The organism is Endozoicomonas euniceicola, from assembly GCF_025562755.1.
GTDB lineage: Bacteria > Pseudomonadota > Gammaproteobacteria > Pseudomonadales > Endozoicomonadaceae > Endozoicomonas_A > Endozoicomonas_A euniceicola.
Window position 1 is genome coordinate 3,915,838 of the sequence record NZ_CP103300.1, and the last position, 25,562, is coordinate 3,941,399.

Sequence of the window (25,562 nt, forward strand, 5' to 3'; positions counted from 1 at the left end):
GCCCAATTCTACGGACTCCACAATGGGCAAAAAAAATAACGCTCCAGTCTTTGTGTTTTCAAAAAAAATGTTGGCAGTGGTGTTTCTGCTGTGGCTGGCTGCCATGGTGGACAGCGCCCGTGGAGAATGGGTAACACCAGCTTCTGTACATCAGGGCGGGATTGCCCATGTTGCTTCAAGGCTCTGGCTTCAGCAACAACCCGTGCTTAAATCCGCTATGGATGAAAAAGTTGCGGTTTCAAAAAGATCGGCAGCGGTGGTTATTCTGGTAGAAGACGACGGTTTTAGTGTACTGGCCACTGAGCCGGCAGCCTTCACATGGCAGGATGCGTGTAATGCCACCACGCTTTCTGACATGAACCGGCATTTGCGCTGCCACGACCCCAATGCCCTGCTGACCGGGTTAAGAGCCACACTGCAGTTTAGTCACAGTGGGGAGTCTGTGCAGGTGACAGGGTTTGCGTCGGTTTTGCAGGTGCAGACCACCGGGGGAACAGACCTGGCCATTGCTCCTTTTCAGAGTGATAGCCCGGGTCTGCCCGACCAGCAATATGAACAACAGTACAGAGCCATTCTGGAGTACCTGTCCCGGCAAAGGAGAAAGTCTGAAGAGATAGACCGGCGAACAAGATGCTGGACAAACGCTATGTCAAGGTTAGCCCCTGAAAAACCGGACGAAGTGTTAAGGCAGGAGCAGAAAATAAAGGAGCTGCGAGCGCCCGTCAGGTTCCATTACTCACTGGCACACCGTTCGGCCCCGCAGGATGAAACGTTCTGGTTTTTTACGGACAAGATGGAGGGAAGAAAAGTTGTGTTGACTCCCGACAATAATCTTTCTGCCTGCTCCCCTGTTTCCCTGCCATCGGGGAGCATGGTTGACCTGTCTAATGGTTCCAAAAGAAATCCTCCACCCGTTGATAAACCAGCAGCTACGAAGAGCAAAAAAAGAAAACTCAGCACCAGTAATAGCGAGAGCCCGCAGAGTGTCACAAATCCGCAGACCGAGGGTTATCCCGTGATACCGGATATCCCCATAAAACAGGAAGAAAATGTCATTGAATTTGGTGAAAGAAAAGTCTTGACAAGTGCTGAACTGTTTATCATCAAGCCAGAAAGCGGTATTACCAGAAAACCGCCAGAACCGCCTTTCAAAACAAATTGCAAGATTCTGGGTGCCCCGGCATTCTGGAAACTTTTTACTAAGAAAAAGCGACAGCAACTGAAAAACAGGATATTGGAATATATTAATAAAACCAATGAAGAAAGAGAGGCGCACATCGAAGGCCTGGTCAGAGAGGTGCGGTACGAGGCAAACGAGGGCGACCCTTACCAGGCTCTGGACGGGCAAAGGCATGTGGTAGCCGCCAAAAAACTGTCCAAGGGTGCTGTACTGGGACATTACCGGGGCTCTCTCTGGTTGATAGATGAGAATGCCCCGTCTCCGGAGTGTGGTACATTAGACCAGCAAATATCCTATTCCGTTAACTGTGACTACAAAGGAGAAGAAGCCACGGATGATTGTCAGGAAATGTACTGGCTTTCAGGTTATGACGACGGCAATATTTTTTCCTGTGTTAACGACTGTACCGTCACCAGCAATGCCGACGACAATACCGGTACTTTAGAGCCAAACGTCAGTTTCATTATTGTTTATATGGATGATTTCCCCGTGGTTATGGTCGTGACAACAGAGGATATCCCGGAGGGCAAAGGACTCTGGCTGAGCTATGGAAAACCTTACTGGGACTATAAAAACGAACCGGTTGTGGTGCCCGACGGTGATGACGGTCATAGCGGAGCCGGAGCAAAAAACAAAAAACACGTGTGTGATGTGTGTGGAAAGAAGTTTGCTCGCTCCATACACCTCATAGTACACAAGCGCACCCACACCGGAGAGAAGCCTTATGAGTGCGATGTGTGTCAAAAGAGATTTGTTAACTCCGGAAACTTGGCAGCACACAGGCTCAGACACACCGGGGAAAAGCCTCATGAGTGCGATCTGTGTCAAAAGAGATTTGCCTGCTCCAGTAACTTCGTAAGACACAGGCGCACCCACACCGGGGCGAAGCCTTATGAGTGCGATGTGTGTAAAAAGATATTTACTCAATCCGGAGACCTCATAAGACACAAACGCACCCACACCGGAGAGAAGCCTTATAAGTGCGATGTGTGTGAAAAGGGATTTTCTGCTTCTGGAAACTTAGCAACACACAGGCGTAGCCACACCGGGGAGAAGCCTTATGAGTGCGATAAGTGCCAAAAGAGATTTACTCGATCCGGAAACCTCATAAGACACAAGCGCAGCCACACCGGAGAGAAGCCTTATGAGTGCGATGTGTGTCAAAAGGGATTTGCTTACTCCAGTAACCTCTTAAGACATCAGCGTACCCACACCGGGGCGAAGCCTCATGAGTGCGATGTGTGTAAAAAGATATTTACTCAATCAGGAGACCTCATAAGACACAAACGCACCCACACCGGAGAGAAGCCTTATAAGTGCGATGTGTGTCAAAAAGGATTTGCTGTTTCCGGAAACTTAGCAAAACACAGGCTCATACACACAGGAGAGAAGCCTTATGAGTGCGATAAGTGCCAAAAGAGATTTATTCGATCCGGAAACCTCATAAGACACAAGCGCAGCCACACCGGGGAGAGGCCTTATGAGTGCGATAAGTGCCAAAAGAGATTTACTCAATCCGAAGACCTCATAAGACACAAGCGCACCCACACCGGAGAGAAGCCTTATGAGTGCAATGTGTGTCAAAAGAGATTTGCTCTTTCCAGTAACCTCTCAAAACACAAGCGCACCCAACACAAGAACCTTCCAACAGAGCAACCGCCACAGCAATAGTCTACACTCCCGCCAAAATCACCCAATAGCCCAATTCCACGGACACCACAATGGGCAAAAAAAATAACGCTCCAGTCTTTGTGTTTTCAAAAAAAAGGTTGGCAGTGGTGTTTCTGCTGTGGCTGGCTGTCATGGTGGACAATACCCGTGGAGAATGGGTAACACCAGCTTCTGTACATCAGGGGGGGATTGCCCATGTTGCTTCAAGGCTCTGGCTTCAGCAGCAACCCTTGCTTAAATCCGCTATGGATGAAAAAGTCGCGGTTTCAAAAAGATCGGCAACGGTGGTTATCCTGGTAGAAGACGACGGTTTTAGTGTACTGGCCACTGAGCCGGTAGTTTTCACATGGCAGGATGCGTGTAATGCCACCACGCTTTCCGACATGAACCGGCATCTGCGCTGCCACGACCCCAATGCCCTGCTGACCGGGTTAAGAGCCACACTGCAGTTTAGTCACAGTGGGGAGTCTGTGCAGGTGACCGGGTTTGCGTCGGTTTTGCAGGTGCAGACCACCGGGGGAACAGACCTGGCCCTTGCTCCCTTTCAGAGTGATAGCCCGGGTCTGCCCGACCAGCAATATGAACAACAATACAGAGCCATTCTGGAGTACCTGTCCCGGCAAAGGAGAAAGTCTGAAGAGATAGACCGGCAAACAAGATGCTGGACAAACGCTATGTCAAGGTTAGCCCCTGAAAAACCGGACGAAGTGTTAAGGCAGGAGCAGAAAATAAAGGAGCAGCGAGCGCCCGTCAGGTTCCATTACTCACTGGCACACCGTTCGGCCCCGCAGGATGAAACGTTCTGGTTTTTTACGGACAAGATGGAGGGAAGAAAAATTGTGCTGACTCCCGACAATAACCTTTCTGCCTGCTCCCCTGTTTCCCTGCCATCGGGGAGCATGGTTGACCTGTCCAATGGTTCCAAAAGAAATCCTCCACCCGTTGATAAACCAGCAGCTACGAAGAGCAAAAAAAGAAAACTCAGCACCAGCACCAGCACCAGTAATAGCGAGAGCCCGCAGAGTGTCACAAATCCGCAGACCGGGGGTTATCCCGTGATACCGGATATCCCCATAAAACAGGAAGAAAATGTCATTGAATTTGGTGAAAGAAAAGTCTTGACAAGTGCTGAACTGTTTATCATCAAGCCGGAAAGCGGTATTACCAGAAAACCGCCAGAACCGCCTTTCAAAACAAATTGCAAGATTCAGGGTGCCCCGGCATTCTGGAAACTTTTTACTAAGAAAAAGCGACAGCAACTGGAAAACAGGATATTGGAATATATTAATAAAACCAATGAAGAAAGAGAGGCGCACATCGAAGGTCTGGTCAGAGAGGTGCGGTACGAGGCAAACGAGGACGACCCTTACCAGGCTCTGGACGGGCAAAAGCATGTGGTAGCCGCCAAAAAACTATCCCGGGGTACTGTACTGGGACATTACCGGGGCTCTCTCTGGTTGATAGACGAGAATGCCCCGTCTCCGGAGTGTGGTACGTTAGACCAGCAAATATCCTATTCCGTTAACTGTGACTACAAAGAAGAAGGAGAAGAAGCCACGGATGATTGTCAGGAAATGTACTGGCTTTCAGGTTATGACGACGGCAATATTTTTTCCTGTGTTAACGACTGTACCGTCACCAGCAATGCCGACGACAATACCGGTACTTTAGAGCCAAACGTCAGTTTCATTATTGTTTATATGGATGATTTTCCCGTGGTTATGGTCGTGACAACGAAGTTTATCCCGGAGGGCAAAGGACTCTGGCTGAGCTATGGAGAAGCTTACTGGGACTATAAAAACGAACCGGTTGTGGTGCCCGACGGTGATGACGGTCATAGCGGAGCCAGGGCAAAAAACAAAAAACACGTGTGTGATGTGTGTGGAAAGAAGTTTGCTCATTTCGGAAACCTCGTAAGACACAAGCGCACCCACACCGGAGAGAAGCTTTATGAGTGCGATGTGTGTCAAAAGAGATTTGCTCGTTCCGGACACCTCGCAAGGCACAATCGCATCCATACCGGAGAGAAGCCTTATGAGTGCAATGTGTGTGGAAGGGAGTTTGCTAATTCCGGAAACCTCGTAAAACACAAGCGCATCCATACCGGAGAGAAGCCTTATGAGTGCGATGTATGTCAAAAGGGATTTGCTGACTTCGGAAACTTAGCAGCACACAGGCTCATTCACACAGGGAAAAAGCCTCATGAGTGTGATGTGTGTCAAAAGAAATTTAATCTATTCCATCATTTCATAGCACACAAGCGCATCCACACTGGGGAGAAGCCTTATGAGTGCGATGTGTGCCAAAAGAGATTTACTCAATCCGGAGACCTCACAGTACACAAACGCACTCACACCAGGGAGAGGCCTTATGAGTGCGATGTGTGTCAAGAGAGATTTACTGCTGCCAAAAAATTAGCAAAACACAAGTACATCCAACACTCAGGGGAGAAACCTTATGAGTGCGATGTGTGTCAAATGAGATTTTCTTGGTCCAGTAACCTCAAAAGACACAAGCGCACCCAACACAAGAACCTTCCAACAGAACAACCGCCACAGCAATAGTCCACACTTCCGCCAAAATCATCCAATAGCCCAATTCTAATGACTCCGCAATGGGCAAAAAAATAACGCTTCAGTCTTTGCGCATCAGAGCAGGACTGTCCCTGGCACTCATGCTCTTGTCAGTGCTGTTGTCAATTCAAAATCGTGTCCTTGCTTTCTTCATCGCGACTCAGCCGTTCTTCCTCATCTTCCTGAGTTTCAAAATCCTCATCTTCATTAATAGGTATCACTTCATTAAGACTGAAACGTACCGTAGCCGGAGTTGAGTAGTTGGGGACATTGTCATAACTGAACACCGAGTAATATTTGGCAATGTTCGGGTTACCAAAGTCGTCCAGTGTGTATTCGTCTTTGCCGCCATAGAGTTTTACACCGTCCAGTGGTGAGCGGGGTGGATGGAAACGGTTCCGAACCACATAGCAACCAACAAAATCCGGGTCGTCTGGCTGTTTCCAGGTCAACCGGACCCGACCGGAATCTCTGTCCAGGGTGGCTGTCAGCTCTGTGGGTGCTGTCAGAGGTTTTTTGCGGCGCTCAATGTATTTGATCACCAGCTTTGCCTGCCAGTTCTCGCCTTTTCCATGCCAGTCGATAATGGCGTTGCGCTCCTGACTGGGAGTCGTTGGTCGTACAATCAGGTAGACCGGCATGTTGCGGCTGTGTAGTTGCTCCAGAATTTGACGACAGTAGCTGTCGAACATAAAGCAGTGAGCCGGGTTTGCTTTCAGGTCGGTATTGCTGACTTCATAGCCTATGTACTCAATCTGCTGGCGGTTCAGAACATCGTCATAAGCCATTTCTTCCAGCTCGGCCATCTCAATGGTAAAGCGGATATCCTTGCGGGTTTGCAGCCGGTTTTTTGCTTTCAGCTCTACATAGGCTTCTGTAACAACGGTTTTTTCCGGGTCCGGCAGCTGATCAAGGTTGAAGCTGAGGTGTCCGTAAACTTTATCGCCATGACTGTCGAAGCCCGACTTCAGCTCTCCTTCTACGACCTTCTCACGGGCAATCGTGTGCAGATTTTCCGGCTCAAGGTTAAGCTGCTGACTGGCCCGGGTATAGATGATTTCAAGGTTGGGGCGATAGTGGATGCCTGCGCCAAAACGACCGTAACCGATATCAAACTGCATCATCTGGGAATCATGCCCCCTGGGCAGGGTAGACGGGCCTTCAATCCGCAGAATGATACGACCGGAGGCAACCTGTTGTTGCAGGATGCGTCGTTCAGTGCCGGTGAAATCCCATTCAGTCCATATTCCCTGGGTCAGCCGGTCGGAGGGAATCGCATCTCCCAGTGTCTGAATAACCGTGGCACTGGCAATTTGTTCGTAACTGGTGAGGTCGCTGATTTCACTGGCATCAAGAATGGAGACTGACCACTCACCGTACTTTTCGATCTTGGCGTTAACCCGGTTCATTGGATAAAGCGAGAAGCGGGCGGTTTTAATGTGGGTATCCGCAGGCAGATTTTCCAGGTTATAGGCAATAACCCCCAGACAGTGACCTTTATTCCGGTTCACGCCAACGAACAATGAGTTATAGCCAAAATGTTTGCTGTTCAGCGAAGGCGTCTTTTCGCCCACATAACCGACATCGGACCGGGCCGGGAACAGGGTGTGTGAAAATTCATCGTCAGCCAGCAGTGTTTTCAGTTTCAGGGCTGGCGTAAAAGGTGACTTGATGCCGCTGGCCCGGTCGACGGCCCTGACCGTGTAAAAATAACGCTGGCCGCTGTTAAGCTGAATATCCCGGTGGGAATGGGCGCGGGTGATGGCAACGCGATTAGCATTGGTGCAGGGGTGTTTGGGGGAAGGGGTTCGGTAAATTTCAAAAAAACAGTCGGACTGGCTTTCATGCTCCCATTTCAAATGGACCTCGTTCATGCCAATCTGTTCTGCGAGAAAGCCAGAGACTCTGGCCGGAGCCTTTGGCGAATAATTGATGGCAGACTCCAGGGCGTACAGAACCGCAGGTATGTTTTCATCCACGCTCTGTTTCATATTGATCAGGTAGTCGGGAATGTTTCGGGTGCCAACTTCTACGACGGTGGCAAGAATGCCCCTGTTGTAATAATATTCACGACCACTGCCGTTTATCAGATTGAGTGGTGGCTTGCCCCGGTGGATACCATACTGGCGACCCGTTACCTTGCTGATTTCACTGGCCATATTGGCGCAGAGCTGATTCAGGTCGGTGCCTTCTATCTCTTCTTCGTGATTGAACTTGTGCGCCGGAAAGAAAACATTGCCCTGAGAATGGTAATCCAGAGAAACGGTGATGTTGGGGTGTTGGTCGACAAACTCTTTTATCGCCCGGGTTTCCGGCTCTGAAAAGGGTTCGGGGCCGCCGTAAATATTGGAGCTGGTATCCAGGCCTTTGCGAAACCGAACGGAGAAGTTACGGTTCAGGTCCACGCCAAAAGTGCCATCGCCATTGTCCCTGCGGTTTTTCCGCCAGAAAGAGAAGTGACGGCGGGAATACTCAAACCCGTCAGGGTTCAGGCAGGGAACCATATAAAGTGTGTTGCGGGTCAGTGCGTTAAATAGTTTGGGGTTGGTTTTGTAGTGGTCGATGACATACTGGATAAACTGTGTGGCCAGCTCGATGCCTATCCACTCCCTGGCGTGGATGGTGCCTGTGTAGAGCAAAGCCGGTTTTTCATTGGCGTAGGCGACATCGTTAGAAATGGTCACCAGCATGATCGGGCGGCCTTCCCAGGTTTCACCAATACTTTGCAGGCGGATCAGGTCGGGGTACTCCCCCATGGCCTTATTGAGAAACTCGATGGTTTCCTGGTACGAAATATATTGCTGTTTCATAGGGTCACAGGCTCGTTATTCTTGGGATCAGAACATAGGCATCTGTGATGCCTCTGTTCTGTTGTCCTGAACCAAAAACGACAAATGACGTTAATAATTCTGAAGGTGATTTTCCCAAGACTTCATGATGTGAGCAAGTTTTCGTGCCTTGATGTTTTTCACTGCTGTCAGTTGACCAGGTTCCTTTTCCAGCGCATTGATAACGCCCTCTCTTCCCAGGCTGGTGACTATTTTCACTGCCAGCCCTTCGCTGACGCCCCGGGCAGAGCTCAGTACTTCAATCAGCTTTTCCTCGGAAAGATCAAAGGGAGACCTTGTTGCGGTAGTTACCACGGTGGTTTTTAACGCAGGCTTTGGTTCTGAGGCTGGCGTCGTTTCCTGCACTTCAATGCTGATGATGGTTGGAGTGGGTACATCCTCAATGCCCGTATCAGCCTGCTGTTCCTCTGATACGCCTGTCGTGGTCAGTGAGTCGGGCTGGCGGGCAGACACTTGGCGGGAGGATACATAGTTGTCCTGCCGGTTCCACTGCTCACTGGGCCACTCTTCTTTATAGCGGTCATGGGTGTCGATAATTGGATAGTTATCGTCGTCCATTTCACTATAGGTTTCGCAGGTATCCGTCATGGCCTGCTGATCAGCACTGCGACCAAAGGTGATATAACGCATGGTGCGCAAAACCGAAGATGAGATTTTGCCCAGCTCTTCCCAGTTGTACAGGGGAATATGGGGTTGCGGCATTACCCCGGAAGACAGCTTCCACATCAGGTACTGGCCGATCCAGTCGCGAATATAAGGGAAGGCGGCAAAGGCGGTGGCGCATTCCAGAATCCGGTATTCGTCGTCAAAGCTGACAGCAATATCACAGGCCCAGTATTCAGCGTTGGCGGCTTTGGAAGCGCGAACCGCCAGCTCCAGGGCTTCTTCCGGCACGTCCATGTAGTCCATGCTGCCGCCCTGGGAGGTGTTGGTCAGCCATTCGCCTTCAGGGGGGCGACGCCAGAAGGCACAGACCGGTTTGTGACCAATCAGCATCACCCGGATGTCCGCTTTCATGGGAATGAAATCCTGCAGGTAGACCGGGTAATAGCGTTTCTCTGTCAGCAATTCCAGGGCTTCGGCTTCACTGTCTACTTTGTGAACATAATAGCCACCGTAGTTCGACGGGCCGTAGGAGCGTTTGATAATTTTCGGGAAACAGGTCTGGCTCAGGAACGTTCTGGCTTCATCCTGCTCATAGAACACGCGGGTATCCGGAGCCGCAAGGTCATATTTCTCACAGAAGTGCGTAACGTTTTCCTTGGACTTGTTGGAAAACTGGGTGTCCATGTCCGGCAGGAATCGTACTTCAGGCAAAGCCCGGGCAATGTCCCTGAAGGTTTCATAGGCCGTCGCAGGAATATTGCCAATCAGTACATCAATTTTCTTGCGCTTTACCTCATTGATAAAACGCTCTTTATCATCGCCCCAGTGGTAAACAACGGTTTCAATTTTGTCCGGCCAGCCCTTGAAGTTGGATCGGTCGAAGAAACGGAGTACATGATCCAGATACAGTAAGCCGATTTTGGGGAGTTTTGCTTTAACTGATTGCATGTTTCGGCTCCTCAACCTCAATACCTGTATTGTCTTGCTGTAACGGGGTGTCCAGCAGTTTGTTGACGGTCACTTTTCTTTCAATCATGTCCGTGATTTTTTCAATCTTGAGATCATTGAAATCCAGACCAAATTCTTCCTGATCCGGAGTGGCAAAGGCTGGAATGCCGTTGACTTCCAGAACAACATATTCTTCACGTTCCTGGTCGTAAATCAGGTCGACCCCGGCAATTTCCAGGCCAGTGACTTGTGCCGCTTTTAAAGCCAGATTGACGACTTCATCGTTAGGCTCACGTCGTATAATGCTGCCGCCGCTGGTGATGTTGGTTTTCCAGTCGTCTTGTGGTGCCTTGCGGCCATAGCAGCCAACAAACTCACCATCGACAATATCGATGCGGTAATCGGTATGATCGTTTTGTATAAATCGCTCGACAAAGAAGTGTTGCACATCAATCTGGTTGATAAACGGCTGGAGCATGTCCAGGGCGTCTATGTTCTCCAGTCGTACAATGCCTGTGCCGCCCCAGCCATCGGTGGGTTTGTACACAGCGCGACCGCCCCAGTCACTCATACTGGCTCGCAGGGCTTCCAGATTATTGTGACGGGACAGGCAGTAATCCGGCGTAGTAATGCCATGACGACGCAGCAGGTGGGATGTTTTAAATTTGTCTTCAGTCAGGGCGAATGCTTTGTAGTTATTCACGATGGGAATACAGCGATCCAGCATTTCATAGAGATACATCTGGTACTGGGTCTGCTGGCCTGCGTTATAGGTATAAAACAGGTCCAGATCTTCCATCACAACACCATTACAAATGATGGAACCTTCGTGAGCCATGGCTTGAGACAGGTTCAGGCCGGAAATAACACCGATATCCCGTTCCCTTAACCGGTCTACCAGTTTTCGTTGGATGACGTCCCCTCCGCCATTCTGGTAAAGCCAGAGTCCAACGGTGTGCTTAGACATAATTGTGTCCTGCGGTGCTGAGTAGTTTTTGATTCAATTTCCCAGGTAATAGCTGCTTACCAGTTGCATGGTATGCAGGGCAAAACCGATAACAAAAGTTATCATCAAGTGGCTGTTTTTTTATTTTATGAATCGAACAGATGCTAATCGGTCTGTAAGGCAGTCAGACTATCTCTTTCCTCATTAGAGCAGCCATACAATGTCGCCAGCCCTCGTCCAATGAAGGCGAAACAACCCTGTAATAGGCTGTTTGCGTCGTTTGACTGTACCTGATGGGGCAGGAATATATCGCTTTTCAGGCGCAAAGTTAACCTTTTAAGCAATTTTTTATAAAATTTAGTAAATTAACATATATTTACACTCAAAACCCTATCTCAGCGGTCAGATTTGAGAGTAGTATTTCCACCTGCGGCTGTTTGTGTGCAAACGGATTTAAGAAAATAATACGGTTGAAATAAAAGTGGACTTCAAAGAATTAGCTTCAATTGTTGCGTTGAATTCCTATACCAAAAATAAACCCGGAGTTGATGAGAACGGCCGGGTGTTTTCTCAATGGATGGAAGCTCTGGGGTATCGTACTGAACGTTACCAGCGGACAGACATTGGCGACCATCTGCACTTTATTGCACCAGAGCGTGACGGACGAAAAGTGCTGTTGCTGGGGCATCTGGATACGGTGTTTCCGGCAGGTAGTTTTGAACAGTTTAAAGAAGATGAGCAATGGATTTATGGTCCCGGTGTCTGCGATATGAAAGGTGGAAACTGGGTAGCCCTGAATGCCTTGCGGCAGCTGCATCAACAGTATGGTGGCCTGCACAATATTGATATGTTGCTGGTCAGTGATGAGGAGACCGGCAGTGATGACAGCAAGTACCTCACTGCCAAACTCGTTAAAAAGTACGACGCATGTCTGGTTTTTGAAGCGGCCGGTGCAAACAATGAAGTGGTGGTAGCCCGGAAAGGTGTTGCAACTATCTATCTGGATTTTTTCGGCAAGGCCGCCCATGCCGGTAATCATTATACGGATGGCTGTGATGCTAACCTGGCCGCTGCCCACATGCTGATTGATTTAACGAACCTGACCAACCTTGATCTGGGAACCACCGTGAATGTGGGGAAAATGTCCGGAGGCATCGGGGCCAATACCGTTTCTCCTGATGCCAGGCTGGTGATTGAGTTTCGCTTTACCCGGGGGAGTGAAAGGGACCGGGTACTGGCAGCGATTGATCAGTTGCTGGAAAAAACGGCGGTTGAAGGTGTGTCGGTTACTATGTCCGGAGGGTTGCAGAGGGATGTGATGGAAAGTTCGCCTCAGCAACAGCGGCTGCTCGATGAAATCAGTCAGATATTGGGTTATTCGCTACCGGTTGAAAAGCGCGGAGGGGTCAGCGATGCCAATGTTGCCTCTACAGCTGGAGTACCGACACTGGATGGTTTTGGCCCCTTTGGCGACGGTGACCATACGATTCATGAGCGTGCCAGCAAGGCCAGCTTTGAACAGCGTATACGGGAAGTGACGGCTATTTTGTCGGGGATGGTAATGAGCAGCTATTAGCCGTTGGCTATTAGCTTTTAGCCAACAGCCAACAGCCAACAGCCAACAGCCAACAGCTAAAAGCCAGCATCCCAGATCAGGATTTTTTCATATAGCAGCTAAGCAGAACAACACGGGTACCGTTAATGCGACCTTCAATATGCTCTGGATTGGAGGGCAGGGAGATATTACGAACCGCTGTACCACGCTTAGCTGTGAATCCTGCGCCTTTAACCACCAGGTCTTTAATCAGGGTAACGGTGTCGCCTGCTTTAAGAGGGGTGCCGTTGCAATCCAGGGTTGGAGGCGTATCGTCGTCTTCTTCAGGCAGGCCTTCTTTCGCCCATTCCAGTGTTTCGTCGTCCATATACATCTGATCCAGCAGATCCTGAGCCCAGGTTTCAGACGACAGATGGTTCAGCATACGCCATGCCATCACCTGAACCGCAGGGTAAGGGCTCCACATGCTGTCATGCAGACAGCGCCAGTGGTTGGTGTCCAGAGTTTCTGGCTGACTGACCTGGGAACGACAGGTTGCACAGATCATCACTGAGCGATCTGCTGACGCTTCACTTTCAGGTGGTACTGCAAAAATATCCAGATGTTGACTGGCTGCGCACAGCTCGCATTTGGAGTCGCAACGTTGCAGCAGTGTACTTTCAATGCTCATGGTAGAGAACCTTGGGGATGTCATAAAAAAGTGGCAGGATTATAAGTGGGCGGATTATAAATAGCCTGACATTTGTTTAGCAACAAACAGGTTGGGGCTGCTCATGAACATTGGACAGATGCAGTATAACAATAAAGGGAAGGCATCATGTTGTACGTAGCAACCAGGGATACAAAGGGCCGGGGTGTTTATTCATCGAAGAAAATTCAGCGGGATCAGGTGATTGAACGCTGTGAAGTGCTGGTGATACCAGGGGAAGAAACCTCCCTGCTCGATAATACCGTTTTGTTCAATTATTACTTTTGCTGGGGGGAAGATCAGAAAGAGGGGGCAATAGCCCTGGGGCTTGGCTCTATTTATAACCATTCCTATACGCCCAATGCCTTATATCGCATTGATCTGGATGATCAGGTTCTGGAGTTTGTAGCGCTTCGGAATATTCCTGCTAATGAAGAAATTACCATTAATTACAACGGTGCCCCTGAAGACAAATCGCCGTTGTGGAACGCTGATGAAATTAAATGGATAGAATGACAGAATCGATTCCAACGTCTTGTTTTTAAAGATGAAAAAAAACTTGCATCATAAAACGTAATCCTTATACTAAGCGGCGTCTGGTTGAGGCGGCCAATATTAACGGCTTCTTCAAAAGGTGTCTTACATCAGCAGACAAATAATGGTGGGCATAGCTCAGTTGGTAGAGCTCTGGATTGTGATTCCAGCGGTCGTGGGTTCGAGCCCCATTGTCCACCCCAAATTTAAAAACCCGTTGCCGTTCTGGTGACGGTTTTTTTTGTTTATATATTTCCCTGCTCAATCTCCTGCCACTCTGCATACGGCATTTTTTACGAAACTCCTCACAATTGCGTCTTTAGAAAAAAACGATGGTTGAGCTGGAATTTGGCTTGTGACACACCCTCTTGCCAACGAAAAACAGTATACGCAGCACAGTCTATACTTTCTGCCCCGAAAAGCTGACCGGTTAATACAATGCTGCAAAAGATGGATCTTAGGTCTGGACATATTCTCCGAAGACTCAAGGTCAGCCATTGGCTTTTGTTACTGCTTGTGGGATTTGGCAGCGCCTTTGCGAGTAGTGTTGATAACGTTCTGGAAGATGAGCTACCGGTAGTCGCCAGTCAGGAACAGGCACCCACTTCTTTTTCGATTGGTTCACTGACCTTTGTTCTGGATGTGAACTTTCGCAGCCTGAAAGCTTCTCTGGATGATGTTTTGCGGACCATGCTGATGTTCAAGCTGGCGCACGCAAGCTACTACTATTATCCGCGTACGAAATGGCCAGGTCTGGCGAATACTTTGATCCAGACCCTTTATACCGGTTGGTACAGTTATCTGGTGGTGTCATCCAGGCTGTTGTTTGCAGGTCATTGCATCGATAAAGGCGTGACCTATTTGCGTAAACAGCTGGGCAACTGCGCTTTATGGCAGGAGATACCGGTTTATATTGAAGATCCTCAACTGGCCCGGCGGGTCTATCTGAAAGTAGTGAATCGGCGCGGTGAGGCAGCGCTGGTGTTCAGGGTTCTGTCTCAGCCACCGGCTAAAGAGCCCGCCACCTCGCAGCCAGAGAGTTTCAGGGCATGGCATCAGCTGGCGGACTGGCTGACAGCGCATTCAATACACACGATGGAAGTCAGCATTGTCCCGGCTCGGGACATCACTGGGAACCCCAGCGCACAACTGGAATTGACGTTTAATGGCCGATCCGGGGTCAGGCTTCCACTGCCCGGTTCGGAAGTTCCCAGGTTGCGTGCCCCCTGTCAGTTTGGTCAGGAAGCCGACAGTAGCCTGCACACGCTGCTGTCACCACAATGGCTTGACTGGATCAGGACGTCATTGCAAAAGCTGGATCAGCCGTCACTACCGACCGAGCAACAAAAAACCGTTAATCCGCCCCTGCCGGGGTTAGTGACCCGCCATGGCGATTACACCACTGCCCTCCGCAGTGGTGCCGACGAAGGCAACCCTTACTGGGTCCTCTTTACCAATGCCGAACCCCCTTATATTCAAATTACCCGGTCGTCTTCGCCTCTGTCGGACTATCCCCCGAGCCAGTCCAGTGCTCTGGCAGCCCACCGGGCCAGCCAGATTGTTTGGCGAGATCAGGATGTGTACGACACATTCTGGTCCATGCAGTGGCTCGAAACGCTGGTCAATATTCGCCTGACGGGTGACCCAAAGACCCTGGAATGGTCAACGCTGGAGACTGAAGACGTAAGGGTTGCGTCGGAAATAACCCATGTTGAACAACTCCCGTCCCCGAAACAGGTACAAGCCTGGCAGATCCCAGCGGCACAGATCGCAGAAGCCCGGCCCCGTGTGGTTAAGCCGTTACCCGGCAGAGTTCCGCTGGCATTACCGCTGGTAACAGCCCCTGAACCACCTCCGGCACAAAAGGCACCCATCGCCCCACCTGCGAGCCGGAGTGCCATTGCCCACGTAAAAAAAGAGCCTGGCAGAACAGAGTATGACTTCCGTTTTGATAATGCGGCTTACGCGGTTAGCTTTATGAAAGAATTTCTTAAGGACCAGAATGAAGAAAAGATACGAGCCAGCATCAGCATGTTTGTGGACATCTTTCTTACAGTCGGCATGGAGGTGTTTAAAGTGCTGTCACCGGCAGTACTGGAAGGACTAAAGCACCACAAAAAAAATCCTCATGAGAAAGGCGTTAAAAAACGCGTGATTGCACAGACGGCAGGGAATATCGTCACCTGCCTTAACGCGGTTAATCGGCTGGCGAGACTTTATAAAGCCGTCACTTCTGAGTCTGTTCACAAGGTCACTAAAGGGGATTCTGCTACCGAGCCTCTGCAAGCCCCCTTTACAATGGCGATGATCCTGTTTTACATGGAATGGAACTACGAGTATATATCCACAGCGCTCAGGGATCTGGACGACGAAGATAAAATTATTAAGGGGCTGTTCAATACCGCGACCATTATCCCCCTGTTGCTGAAAGCGATGAATCTTCTGGAAGAGGGGCAGATGTCGTGGCAGCTGAATGAAGATGAAACCGCAAGGCAGGCGGTTGATATATCAGAAAGTAGAAAATGGCAACAGAATCTGCCCATCCTGGCTGGTTTTGAGCAATCAGACAATGAAAATAAGCAGCACATCTTGCGAGCCTTAATCACCTGGCTCGGACATACTTTCTACAGCCACTCATTGTATCAGCTGTTGAGCAACCGGCCATCCCTGGAAATACCTGAGAATACCATGGCAGAGTTGTTGTCGGGGTTGCCAGCCATTCTGAGGTCATCCATCAAGCTTGGGAGTGATGGCTACAGTCATGGTGCCTTTGCACTTTTCAACCAGATGCCGGCTAAAGGCAGGGCTTTCTTAGAAGACCTCATTAAAAACGATCAATCGTTCAGGGACGATTTTTCTAGCAGCCTGCAGGCGTATTTATTGTATATTGACCGCCGTTATCACAAGAAGGCCCGGGATTATACCGGAGGTTTTATTAAGCAGAGTTATCCGGACTATTTCGATGAGGATATTCGCAGACTGGACAAGCTGTTTGCCGCCGAGCCTCTGTCGTCAGAAGTGAGCGCAGGCCAGGAAAACTGGCTTTCTGTTTTAGAGGCACACCGATACCGACTCTATAGACTGGAAAATAAACACCAGCAAGGGGCTAAAAGACCCACAGATGCACAGCAAAGACGTTTTAAGCGTTATCTGAAATCGGTGTCACAGGAACAGGAAATCAGAGCGTCCATCGCCAAAAGGCAGCTTGAGAAAGCCCGAAAAGCATTTTTTACCCTCGATACAGAACTGGAAACTGAGTCGGTTGATGAACCAGCTACGCCTCAGCACCCCATCAACCTGTCGGCTATGGATTCCCCATGGGAGAACGCCATGAGTAAAGTCACCAACACCTACAGGAAAAAAAATTTTGCTCAGTCAATAAAAAGCATTAACAACGCCATCGAACTCTCATCCGATGATGAACAATTTGTATTAGCCAGTTATGAAAAAGCCAACCTCTACGCCAATGAATTATTAAGACAAATGAAAGAAGCCATGGCATGGCGCAACAAGATGCAATCTTATGAAAAGATCGTCGCAAAATTAGATCTCGACCAGGTAACTGCCTTAGTCGATCGATCAGACTTATCGACCAGTGAACGTCATAACATTCTTGCGGCCAATAAGATTCAATACACAACCCATATGGATCGGGAAGAATACTCATTAAATGCCCTCCGTTTGCACCGGGAGATTAGTAATGGGATGGCGGCATGGAAAGATTTGGTGTCTGAGATGCTTGAAACGGTGCAGGGCTTGAACGACAAGCTTGAATTATTGCCCGCGAAAGATTCATTGCGGGTTGAAGGTGGTTTTGTTTCGAAGGTCATGACTCAGGCGCTTGAGAACCTGAACCACTTGCAACAAACCCCGGCCATAATCAAAACCACGGAAGAGAAAACCAGAGTGTTCGTAACCGCTTTAGGGGTATACGGGGTCTATAGTAACACCAAAAACAGGCGGCCTCTCCCGCGCAAGCCGTACCAGAGAATTGACTGGATGATCCCTGAACTGACTTCAGTGACCACCCTGATCCAACATCTGACCCCTTCCACACAGATGCCAGAGCCTGAATCCGTGTCAGCCAGCGCTGTTACAATCACCAGAGAACCTGACATCACCCGGCCACAGCGAGAGTTAAAAGAGCCCAGTAAACGGGATTTTGGTGAGGAGGCGTTTTATCTGCCCAAGAATATATGGTGGGAACTATAGTTCAGCACTTTGAAGACTATCTACCGTAATGGTCCGGATCACTGCATTGTCCCGATGGAACTCCGGGCAGTAATTATCGAGGGATACTGGACGCCAAGAGCTGCGAAGCAAGCCGTCTGGGCCGTCTGGATTGTCACTGCCAGCCAGCCGGTGATTCTGAAGTTAATTAATATTAACCCATCTCAGGCTGACACAATCATTCCTGGTTAATCCGGTTGGTTGCGTCCGTAAAAAGCTCTGATAAATAGACGAGCCATCTCATCGTAGTCATAACCACCTGTTGGTCCCCCCCGTACAAGGTGATTGCATAATTGGGGGGATAGCCCCTCCTCCAGGGATTCATAAAGTTCCTCTAATTCGTGATGGTCATAGCTTAATAAATCTTCCCATTTTTTGGAAAAAAAAGTGTGCCAAAGATAGTATCATCCTGATCTATGTTCGGAGGAAATAAAACACTATAAGAAAAACTTATTCCATTTTCTAATGTTCCTATAACTCGATGCTGCAGTTTTTACTTAAACAACACGCTCCATGCGCCCCAATGCTAAGCTGCGTCCAACAATTCAAATTTCTGAGCATGAGCTTTCAATGTGTCCGTTGCTTCCTGTCTTCCCAGGTCTCTACCAGCCATATGTCTACTCGACTCTCGTTTAGGCAGAGTGTCTTCCAACGCTAATGTAAGAGCCTGTAGCTCATTGTCCGGATCATCCGACTCCACCACCGCTTTTACCGTGTTAAGCAATGCTTCTGCGTTGAGGCGCTCGATCAGACAACCAACGGGCATCCCGGGCTGTTTGTTTTTTAGCAGGACGAATTGCTCAGGGTGCAGCAATAGCATATGTTCGCACAGCAGACTCAGAATCACGCCACGCTGCGATCCATCAGCACCTTGCTGCTTGCTCAATCTGTTCCAGCCGCAGTGGGCTTTCCAGTCCTGAATAAAAACCTCGACGTAACTTTTCTACAAACCGCTTCAAAATTAGCAATTAAGACACCGCTTTTCCCTATTGTTGCCTCCAATTGTTATACCTTTGGCGGATCATGATTGCGCATTTCACAAAGCCGCTCCTCACTCATTAACCAGGGCAGATAAGGAGTGAGATCATTAGGTGGCTTCCTGCCATTTATGGCACAAGCCTCAAGATAGGCACCCAGCCAGATTTTTGGATTAATATCCCAAAGCTTTAGCGTCATAAAAACGCTGAATAGAAAAGCGGCTATATCAGCACTCCATACGCTGCCAGAGCCGTAGTAATTCTTCCTGCCAACGACACCTGTGCGCAGTGCTTGCTCTGCAGCGTTGTTATCCATGGGGATACCGGGATCAGTGACAAAGCGGGTCAATCCTTCCCAGTGATTCTGTAGACTTTCGAGCACTTTTTTCGCTCTGACTCGCAGTTTAGGACGATTAAGTTCCTGAACCCTCTGGATTGCCATCTGCTCTACCTGATGTTCAAGCCGTAACTGCTGTGTTGCTAGCTGCTCTGGTTCATCAAGCACTTCAAGTCGCTGACTATTAAGATGATATAAACGACCAATCCTGTTCACCCAGGTGGCGCTCCATTTCTCCAACTCCGGATCACCTCGTTGAGCGTCAATAAAATCCCGCCTGACGTGAGCCCAGCAGAAAGCTAAATTAATAGACACCGCATCATTCGCAAGCTTTTTGTACGCTGAGTATCGGTCACACACCAGCGTTCCAGCCCCGTCACCAATGATCGACTCTGGTACGACAGCCGCACGGGTGTCAGCAATGCTGAAATAAACCGCCTGATCACAGAGAAATACCCAAAGCCAATGTTTGTGAGAACCTGTGGTCTCATGTGCCCAGCTGATCCACCGGGTTTCATCAGCATGCCACTGATCGCTACTGGCGACGAATTCCCGAGTAGCTTCGGCAACCGGCTCAAAAAAGGGCGTTATAGCTTCCAGGCCAAAGGAGATGGTCGCCTGCGACAGTTCCAGTCCCTGAGTCTTATAAGACTCAAGTTGCCTGTTTATGGGGATGCCGTATGCGTACTTATTCAGCAACAGCTCCACCCAGACAGAAATACCAAGCTTTCCTTTGTTGATGAGTCTTGGTGGAGGTGGTGGAGTAGTAATATTGGGCGTTTCAGGGCACTGGCAAGTTTTTTGGTAATGCCTTCGGTGATAACGACGAACGTGAGCCTTAACTTCAACTTCAATTACGTCGCAGCTGTCGTCATTGAAAAAAGACTTGAATGGCCGGTGACAGACTGTACAACACTGTTTGTCCACTGGTAAGTCTACAGACTCATGAACCACTGGCAGGTTGTTGTGAAGATGGCGACCAGAGCCGGGGACTCCGGGCTGGTGACCTCGTTTTCGATTTGAAGGTGGCCGGGTAGTATTGCCACTTTTCTTTGAAGAAGAACTGGTCTTCTCTGATTTACGACCGAAAAGCAAGTGCTTCATGTGTGCCAGTTCTGATTTCAGATCAGCGACCTGGGTGTTCAACCCAGCCATTTCGGCTTTATGCTGAGCGATAAGAGAGGCATTTTTAGCCAATACTTTTTTCTCTCGGCCACAGGCCGCCTTCCACATGGCATGCCAGAGGTTGGCCTGCTGTTTTAGCTGGATGTGTTCCTGCTTGGTGAGGATGACCTGCGAGGTAGCAAAGGGGGCAGGCAGTAATGCAGGTGTTGTGCCTGATCCTGAAACATGAGCATTTTGCATACTCTAAAAGTAGACGACTTTGAGCTTATGTTTAGTGGTTTGTAGAAAAGTTACCTGTCTTGTTACCTTCACTGTCAATGAGAAAATGCGTCAACCCGACATCAAGCCCAATTGTGGCTTCAGGCTCAATGGTTGATGGAGCCGGGTCAACAGCTCCATCATCGACCAGTACACTTTCAAAGTATTTTCCGGACGGTGATCGCTTGACCGTGACAGTTTTTACCGTTCCAGAAAAAGGACGATGTAACTTTGCCTTTATTCCTTTGAGTTTTGGCAGGTTGATGACCGCTTTTTTCAAAATCAACCGTCACATGCTGGGGGCACTGAAAAGACTGCCAGCCAGAATATTTTGACTTGAATTTCGGGAACCCGGCTCGACCCTGAAAGAAATTGAAAAATGCCGCATCCAGATTAGCAAGAGAAGCCAGAAGACTTTGGCTGTTGACTTCAGTCAACCACTCTTTATCGTCTTTTTTGCTGGCAACCAGACGATCCTGAAGTCGCCTCCTTGTCAGACTCTTTCCGGTTTCTTTGTAATGTTTGTCCTTTTCAGACAACGCCCAGTTATAGACATGACGAGAGCAACCAAAGTGCTTTGCAATAAGCACCTTCTGTTCAACCTAAATTCAGCGGTTAACCCCTGAGCTAAACTCTAACCCTCAACAATATTGAGGGCTCGAAGATGGTTCGACCACCAAAACCCACTCCCCCAAAGGGTGAGTTGTCTGAAATGGAAAAAGATCCCTTATCCGTCAAACTCGAAGTCGATTCTTTCGACGGTAAAATTCATGTCGAGTGGGAGCCTGAAGCATCGGTCACCCCAATGGGACAGCTTCCTTTTTTTATACAGTTTTTAAAAACAGGTCACCGATTTGAACCCTGGATTAACGATTGCCCACTAACTTATAAAAGCCCAAACGCCCCTCAAAAAGTGGATGTGATTGGCTCATTAATGCTTTCCATTCTTTCAGGACATAAACGCTATGCGCATATCGGAACAATTATTGGTGATAAAGTAAACGCTCAGTTGCTCGGGATGAAAAAAATTGTCAGCGATGATTCTGCCAGGCGTGGTTTAAAGAAGATTGACGAAGATGAAGGCGTTGAATGGATGCAAAAACACCTCCATCTCTGTTTTGATCCGTTATTAACCATTCCATGGATTATGGATGTTGATGTTACCGTGAAAACCATTTATGGGCATCAGGAAGGAGCGGTTAATGGCTATAACCCACATAAGAAAGGGAGACCCTCTCATACTTACCACTCATATATGATGGCTAATCTTAAATTAATACTGGAGGTTGAAGTCAGACCCGGAAATCAAAGTCAAAGTAAATACTCTTTACCCGGTTTAATGGAGCTATTAAATCGACTTCCAAAACGCTGCTGACCTGAATTTGTTCGTGGTGATTGTGATTGGGGAAGTGACCGGGTAATGAGCGAATTGGAAGATGCTGGTTGTCATTATCTTTTTAAAATGAAGAAGCACGACAACGTTAAGAAAGCCATAGGGAATGCACACTGTAGCGGAGGATGGGTAAAATACGACAACCATTGGGAGGGAAAAGAATCCGTAATTAAACTGTCAGGTTGGAAAAAAGAAAGACGCATAATTATTGTTCGAAGACGGCGTCCTGAAAATGAAATACCGATGTTGGAAAAAGGAATAAAAGAACGTCAACAAACGTTAGCATTAATAGAAGAGCCAGAAAATATAAAAGCTTACGAGTATTCGGTTCTGGTCACATCTCTTGATAATGATATAGTCTCGATCATTAATCATTATCGCAATAGGGCTGACTGTGAAAATAACTTTGATGAAATCAAAAACCAATGGGGCTGGGGCGGTTATGTAACAAAAGATATGGCAAGATGTCGAATGCTGGCCCGAATGGTTGCCTTGGTTTACAACTGGTGGACGCTATACGTTCGATTGAGTAATCCGGACTCCCATAAAGAATCAATTACCAGCCGTCCCTTATTAATGAGTTCAATTGGCAAGCTGACCCACTCTGGCAACCAAAAGAAAATAAAGCTGACAAGCCAGCATCGATGGATGTATAAAATTGCGAAATTACAAAGTGAACTGTGTGATTTTTTTGATTCAATCAAAAGTATCGCACCGCAGTTGAATCCAATTAACGCATGGTGTCGTATTTTAACGAAAGCGGTCTCAAAATTTTTGAAAAAAGGGCAGGTTATTACGATGCAACCATTAATTCGATCGGGCTAATGACTTAAAAAAACGCTGCTCAGAACCGTGAGAAGCTATTCCTAATGGCATGGCTCAGTGGCGTTCAACTGCTGAATTTAGGTTCAACGTTGGGATAGATTCTGTACTTGAATGCTCTCATAGCGACCTATGATAGCACTTACAGGCAGTCTTTCAGACTGCTTGCTATCCATCTCCATCCAAACGGCAAAGCTGCGCAATGCCGCTATGGATGGAGAATTCCGCAAGGTCTGTTAAACCCCTTATGAGCTGTGAGACTGGTCTATATCTTCAGCAACAAAAAAAGCCACCCTGACGAACCAGGATGGCTTGAAAAGTGGTGGGTCGTGTAGGATTCGAACCTACGACCAATTGGTTAAAAGCCAACTGCTCTACCAACTGAGCTAACGACCCACAAGTTATCAGTCACGCAGACTGTTAACTTCAAATTGTTCTTTATCTCTCTCTGAGAAATAAAGTTTATGTATAAAAAAATGGTGGGTCGTGTAGGATTCGAACCTACGACCAATTGGTTAAAAGCCAACTGCTCTACCAACTGAGCTAACGACCCACAAATAACCAGCCACGCAAGCTGATCATTTAAAAAAATGGCTCCCCGAGCTGGACTCGAACCAGCGACCAATAGATTAACAGTCTACTGCTCTACCAACTGAGCTATCGGGGAACAATCCTGATCCTCAAAAGCCTGCGGGAAGCTTTCAAAGAAAATATGGTGGGTCGTGTAGGATTCGAACCTACGACCAATTGGTTAAAAGCCAACTGCTCTACCAACTGAGCTAACGACCCACAAACAACCAGCTACACAAGCTGATCATTCAAAAAATGGCTCCCCGAGCTGGACTCGAACCAGCGACCAATAGATTAACAGTCTACTGCTCTACCAACTGAGCTATCGGGGAACAAAGCCAGATAATATAACACATAAACGCAAAGAAGTAAGTGGTGGGTCGTGTAGGATTCGAACCTACGACCAATTGGTTAAAAGCCAACTGCTCTACCAACTGAGCTAACGACCCATGCCGCTTATCAGATACGCAACCTGACAAACCCCGCCAAACCTTAACCGGTTAAAATCTAACCCGCAAGTAGTGGCTCCCCGAGCTGGACTCGAACCAGCGACCAATAGATTAACAGTCTACTGCTCTACCAACTGAGCTATCGGGGAATCGCGTTTGGTGATGCGTTGTCGCCATCACCTGACGGCAGCGAATATTAATGAGATTTCCGGCTGAGTCAACCCTTTATCGGAAACAATGTGCAAAAAAAGCTCAAAAATTTTTTTTGAGATAACAAAGGGATATATCAGAACCCTGCACCACCAACCGGTAAGGTTTCCATACTCCGATGCCGCAGTCAGGCTCCAGAGTCAGCGTGACTGCTTTTAGGTTATTTTGTCCGTTTTGTTCACGCAGAGAGCTTTTCATTATTGCCCTGAATCAATGCCTTACTCATCAAACTCAACCACTATGCCCGGCAATCATCCAAGGGCTTTGACAAACCTCCGTCATGACTCCTTGGGCAAAGGCCAGAAAGAGTGAGTCAAATGCTGTTTGAACAGGATCGTATCGAAATCATTACTGCCCGGAAAAAAACACAGGTTGAGGAGTTCCTGAAGATCAGGGGGTTAACCCTTGAAGCGGATGTTGAACTGACCATTGGCCTGTTCCGTGGCAAAACCCTGATTGGAACCGGCTCCATCGCGGGCAATATAATAAAGTGTGTCGCAGTATCCTGTAAGGTGACGGGTGAGGGCATTGCTTTGAAACTGGTATCCGAACTGGTTAATCACGCTTACAGCATGGGCCGCAGAAAACTGTATGTTTATACCAAACCCCAATATCGCCCTATTTTCAGCGGTGCGGGTTTCTCAACTCTGGCGGAAGTTCCCGAAACCGTGACGTTACTGGAAAACAGCAGCAGTCGTCTGGCTACCTATATAAAGGAACTTGAGCAATACCGGAAAACGGGTGCCAATATCGCTGGTATCGTCATGAACGCCAACCCGTTTACACTGGGTCATCGCTACCTTGTGGAAAAAGCCTGTCAGGAAAACGACTGGGTTCACCTGTTTGTGGTAAAGGAAGATGCGTCAGAATTTGCTTACGATGTGAGACTGCGTTTAATACTTGACGGTCTTGAACATCTGGACAACGTTACCGTTCACGAAGGCAGCGATTACATTATTTCCAAAGCGACCTTCCCCACTTACTTTATTAAGGACAAACAGATCGTCGAGGACGCCCACGCCCGGCTGGACTTGACCCTGTTCAGAAACCACATTGCCCCGGCACTGGGCATCAACCGACGCTACGTAGGCAGTGAACCTTTCTGCACAGTCACCAGCCATTACAACCGCGTTATGAAAGAAGTGTTTGATGATAGCGCCATGCCCTGCCCGGTCATTGAAGTGAAGGAAGTTAGACGACACGAGCAGTCAGGGCATGCCGTCTCCGCCTCCAGGGTCAGGGAGCTGATCGGTTCAGGTGAGCTGGATAAACTGTCAGCATTGGTTCCGGCCTCCACCCTCAGTTACATCAACAAAGAGCACATCAACAAAGAGCACACTAATAAAGGGCACACTAATAAAGGGCACACTAATAAAGGGCACACTAATAAAGGGCACACTAATAAAGGGCACACTAATAAAGGGCACACTAATAAAGGGCACACTAATAAAGGGCACACTAATAAAGGGCACACTAATAAAGAGTACCCGGCGAACCCGTTTTACACGATGAACTGAAGACTGATTGTGTTCATTCTGATCATAAGTTTTTTTTTGCCAGGCAGCACCAATGATGTGTATCAAAAAAGACCCGGCTTCATTTCAATAGGGTTGGCATTGATTTCATGAGTCCTGTACGGCA

General features: G+C 48.4%; 15 protein-coding genes, 8 tRNA genes and 1 pseudogene. 10 read left to right on the forward strand and 14 right to left on the reverse strand.

The genetic code is table 11. The features are described 5' to 3' along the window. Positions 1–22 precede the first annotated feature (22 nt). Together NX720_RS15925 and NX720_RS15930 are read left to right on the forward strand one after the other, a co-directional pair. Positions 23–2,851, forward strand: coding sequence for a C2H2-type zinc finger protein (locus tag NX720_RS15925; RefSeq protein ID WP_262595829.1), 2,829 nt, complete (start codon positions 23–25; stop codon positions 2,849–2,851). A 50-nt stretch (positions 2,852–2,901) separates the two neighbouring features. Further along, positions 2,902–5,415, forward strand: coding sequence for a C2H2-type zinc finger protein (locus NX720_RS15930; RefSeq protein ID WP_262595831.1), 2,514 nt, complete (start codon positions 2,902–2,904; stop codon positions 5,413–5,415). A 131-nt stretch (positions 5,416–5,546) separates the two neighbouring features. Here NX720_RS15930 and NX720_RS15935 read toward each other — a convergent pair whose 3' ends face one another. The 3 genes from NX720_RS15935 to NX720_RS15945 all read right to left on the reverse strand — a co-directional run bounded on the left by NX720_RS15935 (position 5,547) and on the right by NX720_RS15945 (position 10,794). Continuing rightward, complete coding sequence (locus NX720_RS15935) at positions 5,547–8,234, reverse strand: M14 family zinc carboxypeptidase (RefSeq protein ID WP_262595833.1); 2,688 nt, start codon at positions 8,232–8,234, stop codon at positions 5,547–5,549. Positions 8,235–8,324: 90 nt separating this feature from the next. Then, on the reverse strand, positions 8,325–9,827 hold the full coding sequence (locus NX720_RS15940) for an ATP-grasp domain-containing protein (protein ID WP_262595835.1): 1,503 nt from the start codon (positions 9,825–9,827) through the stop codon (positions 8,325–8,327). Then, on the reverse strand, positions 9,814–10,794 hold the full coding sequence (locus tag NX720_RS15945; RefSeq protein WP_262595837.1) for an ATP-grasp domain-containing protein: 981 nt from the start codon (positions 10,792–10,794) through the stop codon (positions 9,814–9,816). The genes NX720_RS15940 and NX720_RS15945 overlap by 14 nt, the downstream gene beginning before the upstream one ends. A 460-nt stretch (positions 10,795–11,254) precedes the next feature. On the opposite strand from NX720_RS15945, the gene NX720_RS15950 reads away from it, so the two are divergent. Beyond that, the gene (locus NX720_RS15950) at positions 11,255–12,349 is read left to right on the forward strand and encodes a M20 family metallopeptidase (RefSeq protein ID WP_262595839.1); all 1,095 of its coding nucleotides are present in this window, start codon (positions 11,255–11,257) and stop codon (positions 12,347–12,349) included. 76 nt (positions 12,350–12,425) lie between these two features. On the opposite strand, the gene NX720_RS15955 is transcribed toward NX720_RS15950, so the two are convergent. Then, the gene (locus NX720_RS15955; RefSeq protein ID WP_262595841.1) at positions 12,426–12,998 is read right to left on the reverse strand and encodes a PhnA domain-containing protein; all 573 of its coding nucleotides are present in this window, start codon (positions 12,996–12,998) and stop codon (positions 12,426–12,428) included. Positions 12,999–13,145: 147 nt separating this feature from the next. Between NX720_RS15955 and NX720_RS15960 the strand changes: the two genes are divergently transcribed. From NX720_RS15960 to NX720_RS15975, 4 genes are all read left to right on the forward strand, one after another. Continuing rightward, positions 13,146–13,532, forward strand: a complete 387-nt coding sequence (locus NX720_RS15960; RefSeq protein ID WP_262595842.1) for an SET domain-containing protein — start codon at positions 13,146–13,148, stop codon at positions 13,530–13,532. A 145-nt stretch (positions 13,533–13,677) separates the two neighbouring features. Next, positions 13,678–13,753: transfer RNA gene (locus tag NX720_RS15965), tRNA-His, on the forward strand. A 247-nt stretch (positions 13,754–14,000) separates the two neighbouring features. Next, positions 14,001–17,762, forward strand: coding sequence for a hypothetical protein (locus NX720_RS15970; RefSeq protein ID WP_262595843.1), 3,762 nt, complete (start codon positions 14,001–14,003; stop codon positions 17,760–17,762). A gap of 9 nt (positions 17,763–17,771) precedes the next feature. Continuing rightward, a complete protein-coding gene (locus NX720_RS15975) occupies positions 17,772–17,972 on the forward strand; it encodes a hypothetical protein (protein ID WP_262595844.1) in 201 nt (66 codons plus the stop codon). A gap of 334 nt (positions 17,973–18,306) precedes the next feature. Here NX720_RS15975 and NX720_RS15980 read toward each other — a convergent pair whose 3' ends face one another. The 3 genes from NX720_RS15980 to NX720_RS15990 all read right to left on the reverse strand — a co-directional run bounded on the left by NX720_RS15980 (position 18,307) and on the right by NX720_RS15990 (position 21,067). Further along, on the reverse strand, positions 18,307–18,666 hold the full coding sequence (locus NX720_RS15980; RefSeq protein WP_262595846.1) for a hypothetical protein: 360 nt from the start codon (positions 18,664–18,666) through the stop codon (positions 18,307–18,309). A gap of 119 nt (positions 18,667–18,785) precedes the next feature. Further along, complete coding sequence (tnpC, locus tag NX720_RS15985; protein WP_262595730.1) at positions 18,786–20,459, reverse strand: IS66 family transposase; 1,674 nt, start codon at positions 20,457–20,459, stop codon at positions 18,786–18,788. A gap of 176 nt (positions 20,460–20,635) precedes the next feature. Beyond that, positions 20,636–21,067 carry a helix-turn-helix domain-containing protein gene (locus NX720_RS15990; protein ID WP_262595848.1) on the reverse strand — a complete coding sequence of 144 codons (432 nt, stop codon included), beginning with the start codon at positions 21,065–21,067 and terminating at the stop codon, positions 20,636–20,638. A gap of 74 nt (positions 21,068–21,141) precedes the next feature. Between NX720_RS15990 and NX720_RS15995 the strand changes: the two genes are divergently transcribed. Continuing rightward, positions 21,142–21,852 (forward strand): hypothetical protein, encoded by a 711-nt coding sequence (locus NX720_RS15995; RefSeq protein ID WP_262595850.1) that lies wholly within the window; start codon positions 21,142–21,144, stop codon positions 21,850–21,852. 18 nt (positions 21,853–21,870) lie between these two features. Next, positions 21,871–22,695, forward strand: a pseudogene (locus tag NX720_RS16000) (transposase); the annotation flags it as partial. Positions 22,696–23,012: 317 nt separating this feature from the next. Here NX720_RS16000 and NX720_RS16005 read toward each other — a convergent pair. The 7 genes from NX720_RS16005 to NX720_RS16035 form a co-directional block, all read right to left on the reverse strand. Next, positions 23,013–23,088: transfer RNA gene (locus NX720_RS16005), tRNA-Lys, on the reverse strand. An 81-nt stretch (positions 23,089–23,169) separates the two neighbouring features. Next, a tRNA-Lys gene (locus tag NX720_RS16010) sits at positions 23,170–23,245 on the reverse strand. Positions 23,246–23,283: 38 nt separating this feature from the next. Beyond that, positions 23,284–23,359, reverse strand: a tRNA-Asn gene (locus tag NX720_RS16015). A 46-nt stretch (positions 23,360–23,405) separates the two neighbouring features. Then, positions 23,406–23,481: transfer RNA gene (locus NX720_RS16020), tRNA-Lys, on the reverse strand. Positions 23,482–23,518: 37 nt separating this feature from the next. Further along, positions 23,519–23,594, reverse strand: a tRNA-Asn gene (locus NX720_RS16025). Positions 23,595–23,635: 41 nt separating this feature from the next. Next, positions 23,636–23,711, reverse strand: a tRNA-Lys gene (locus NX720_RS16030). A 73-nt stretch (positions 23,712–23,784) separates the two neighbouring features. Next, positions 23,785–23,860, reverse strand: a tRNA-Asn gene (locus NX720_RS16035). A 378-nt stretch (positions 23,861–24,238) separates the two neighbouring features. Between NX720_RS16035 and citC the strand changes: the two genes are divergently transcribed. Further along, the gene (gene citC / locus NX720_RS16040; RefSeq protein ID WP_262595852.1) at positions 24,239–25,438 is read left to right on the forward strand and encodes a [citrate (pro-3S)-lyase] ligase; all 1,200 of its coding nucleotides are present in this window, start codon (positions 24,239–24,241) and stop codon (positions 25,436–25,438) included. Positions 25,439–25,562 lie beyond the last annotated feature (124 nt).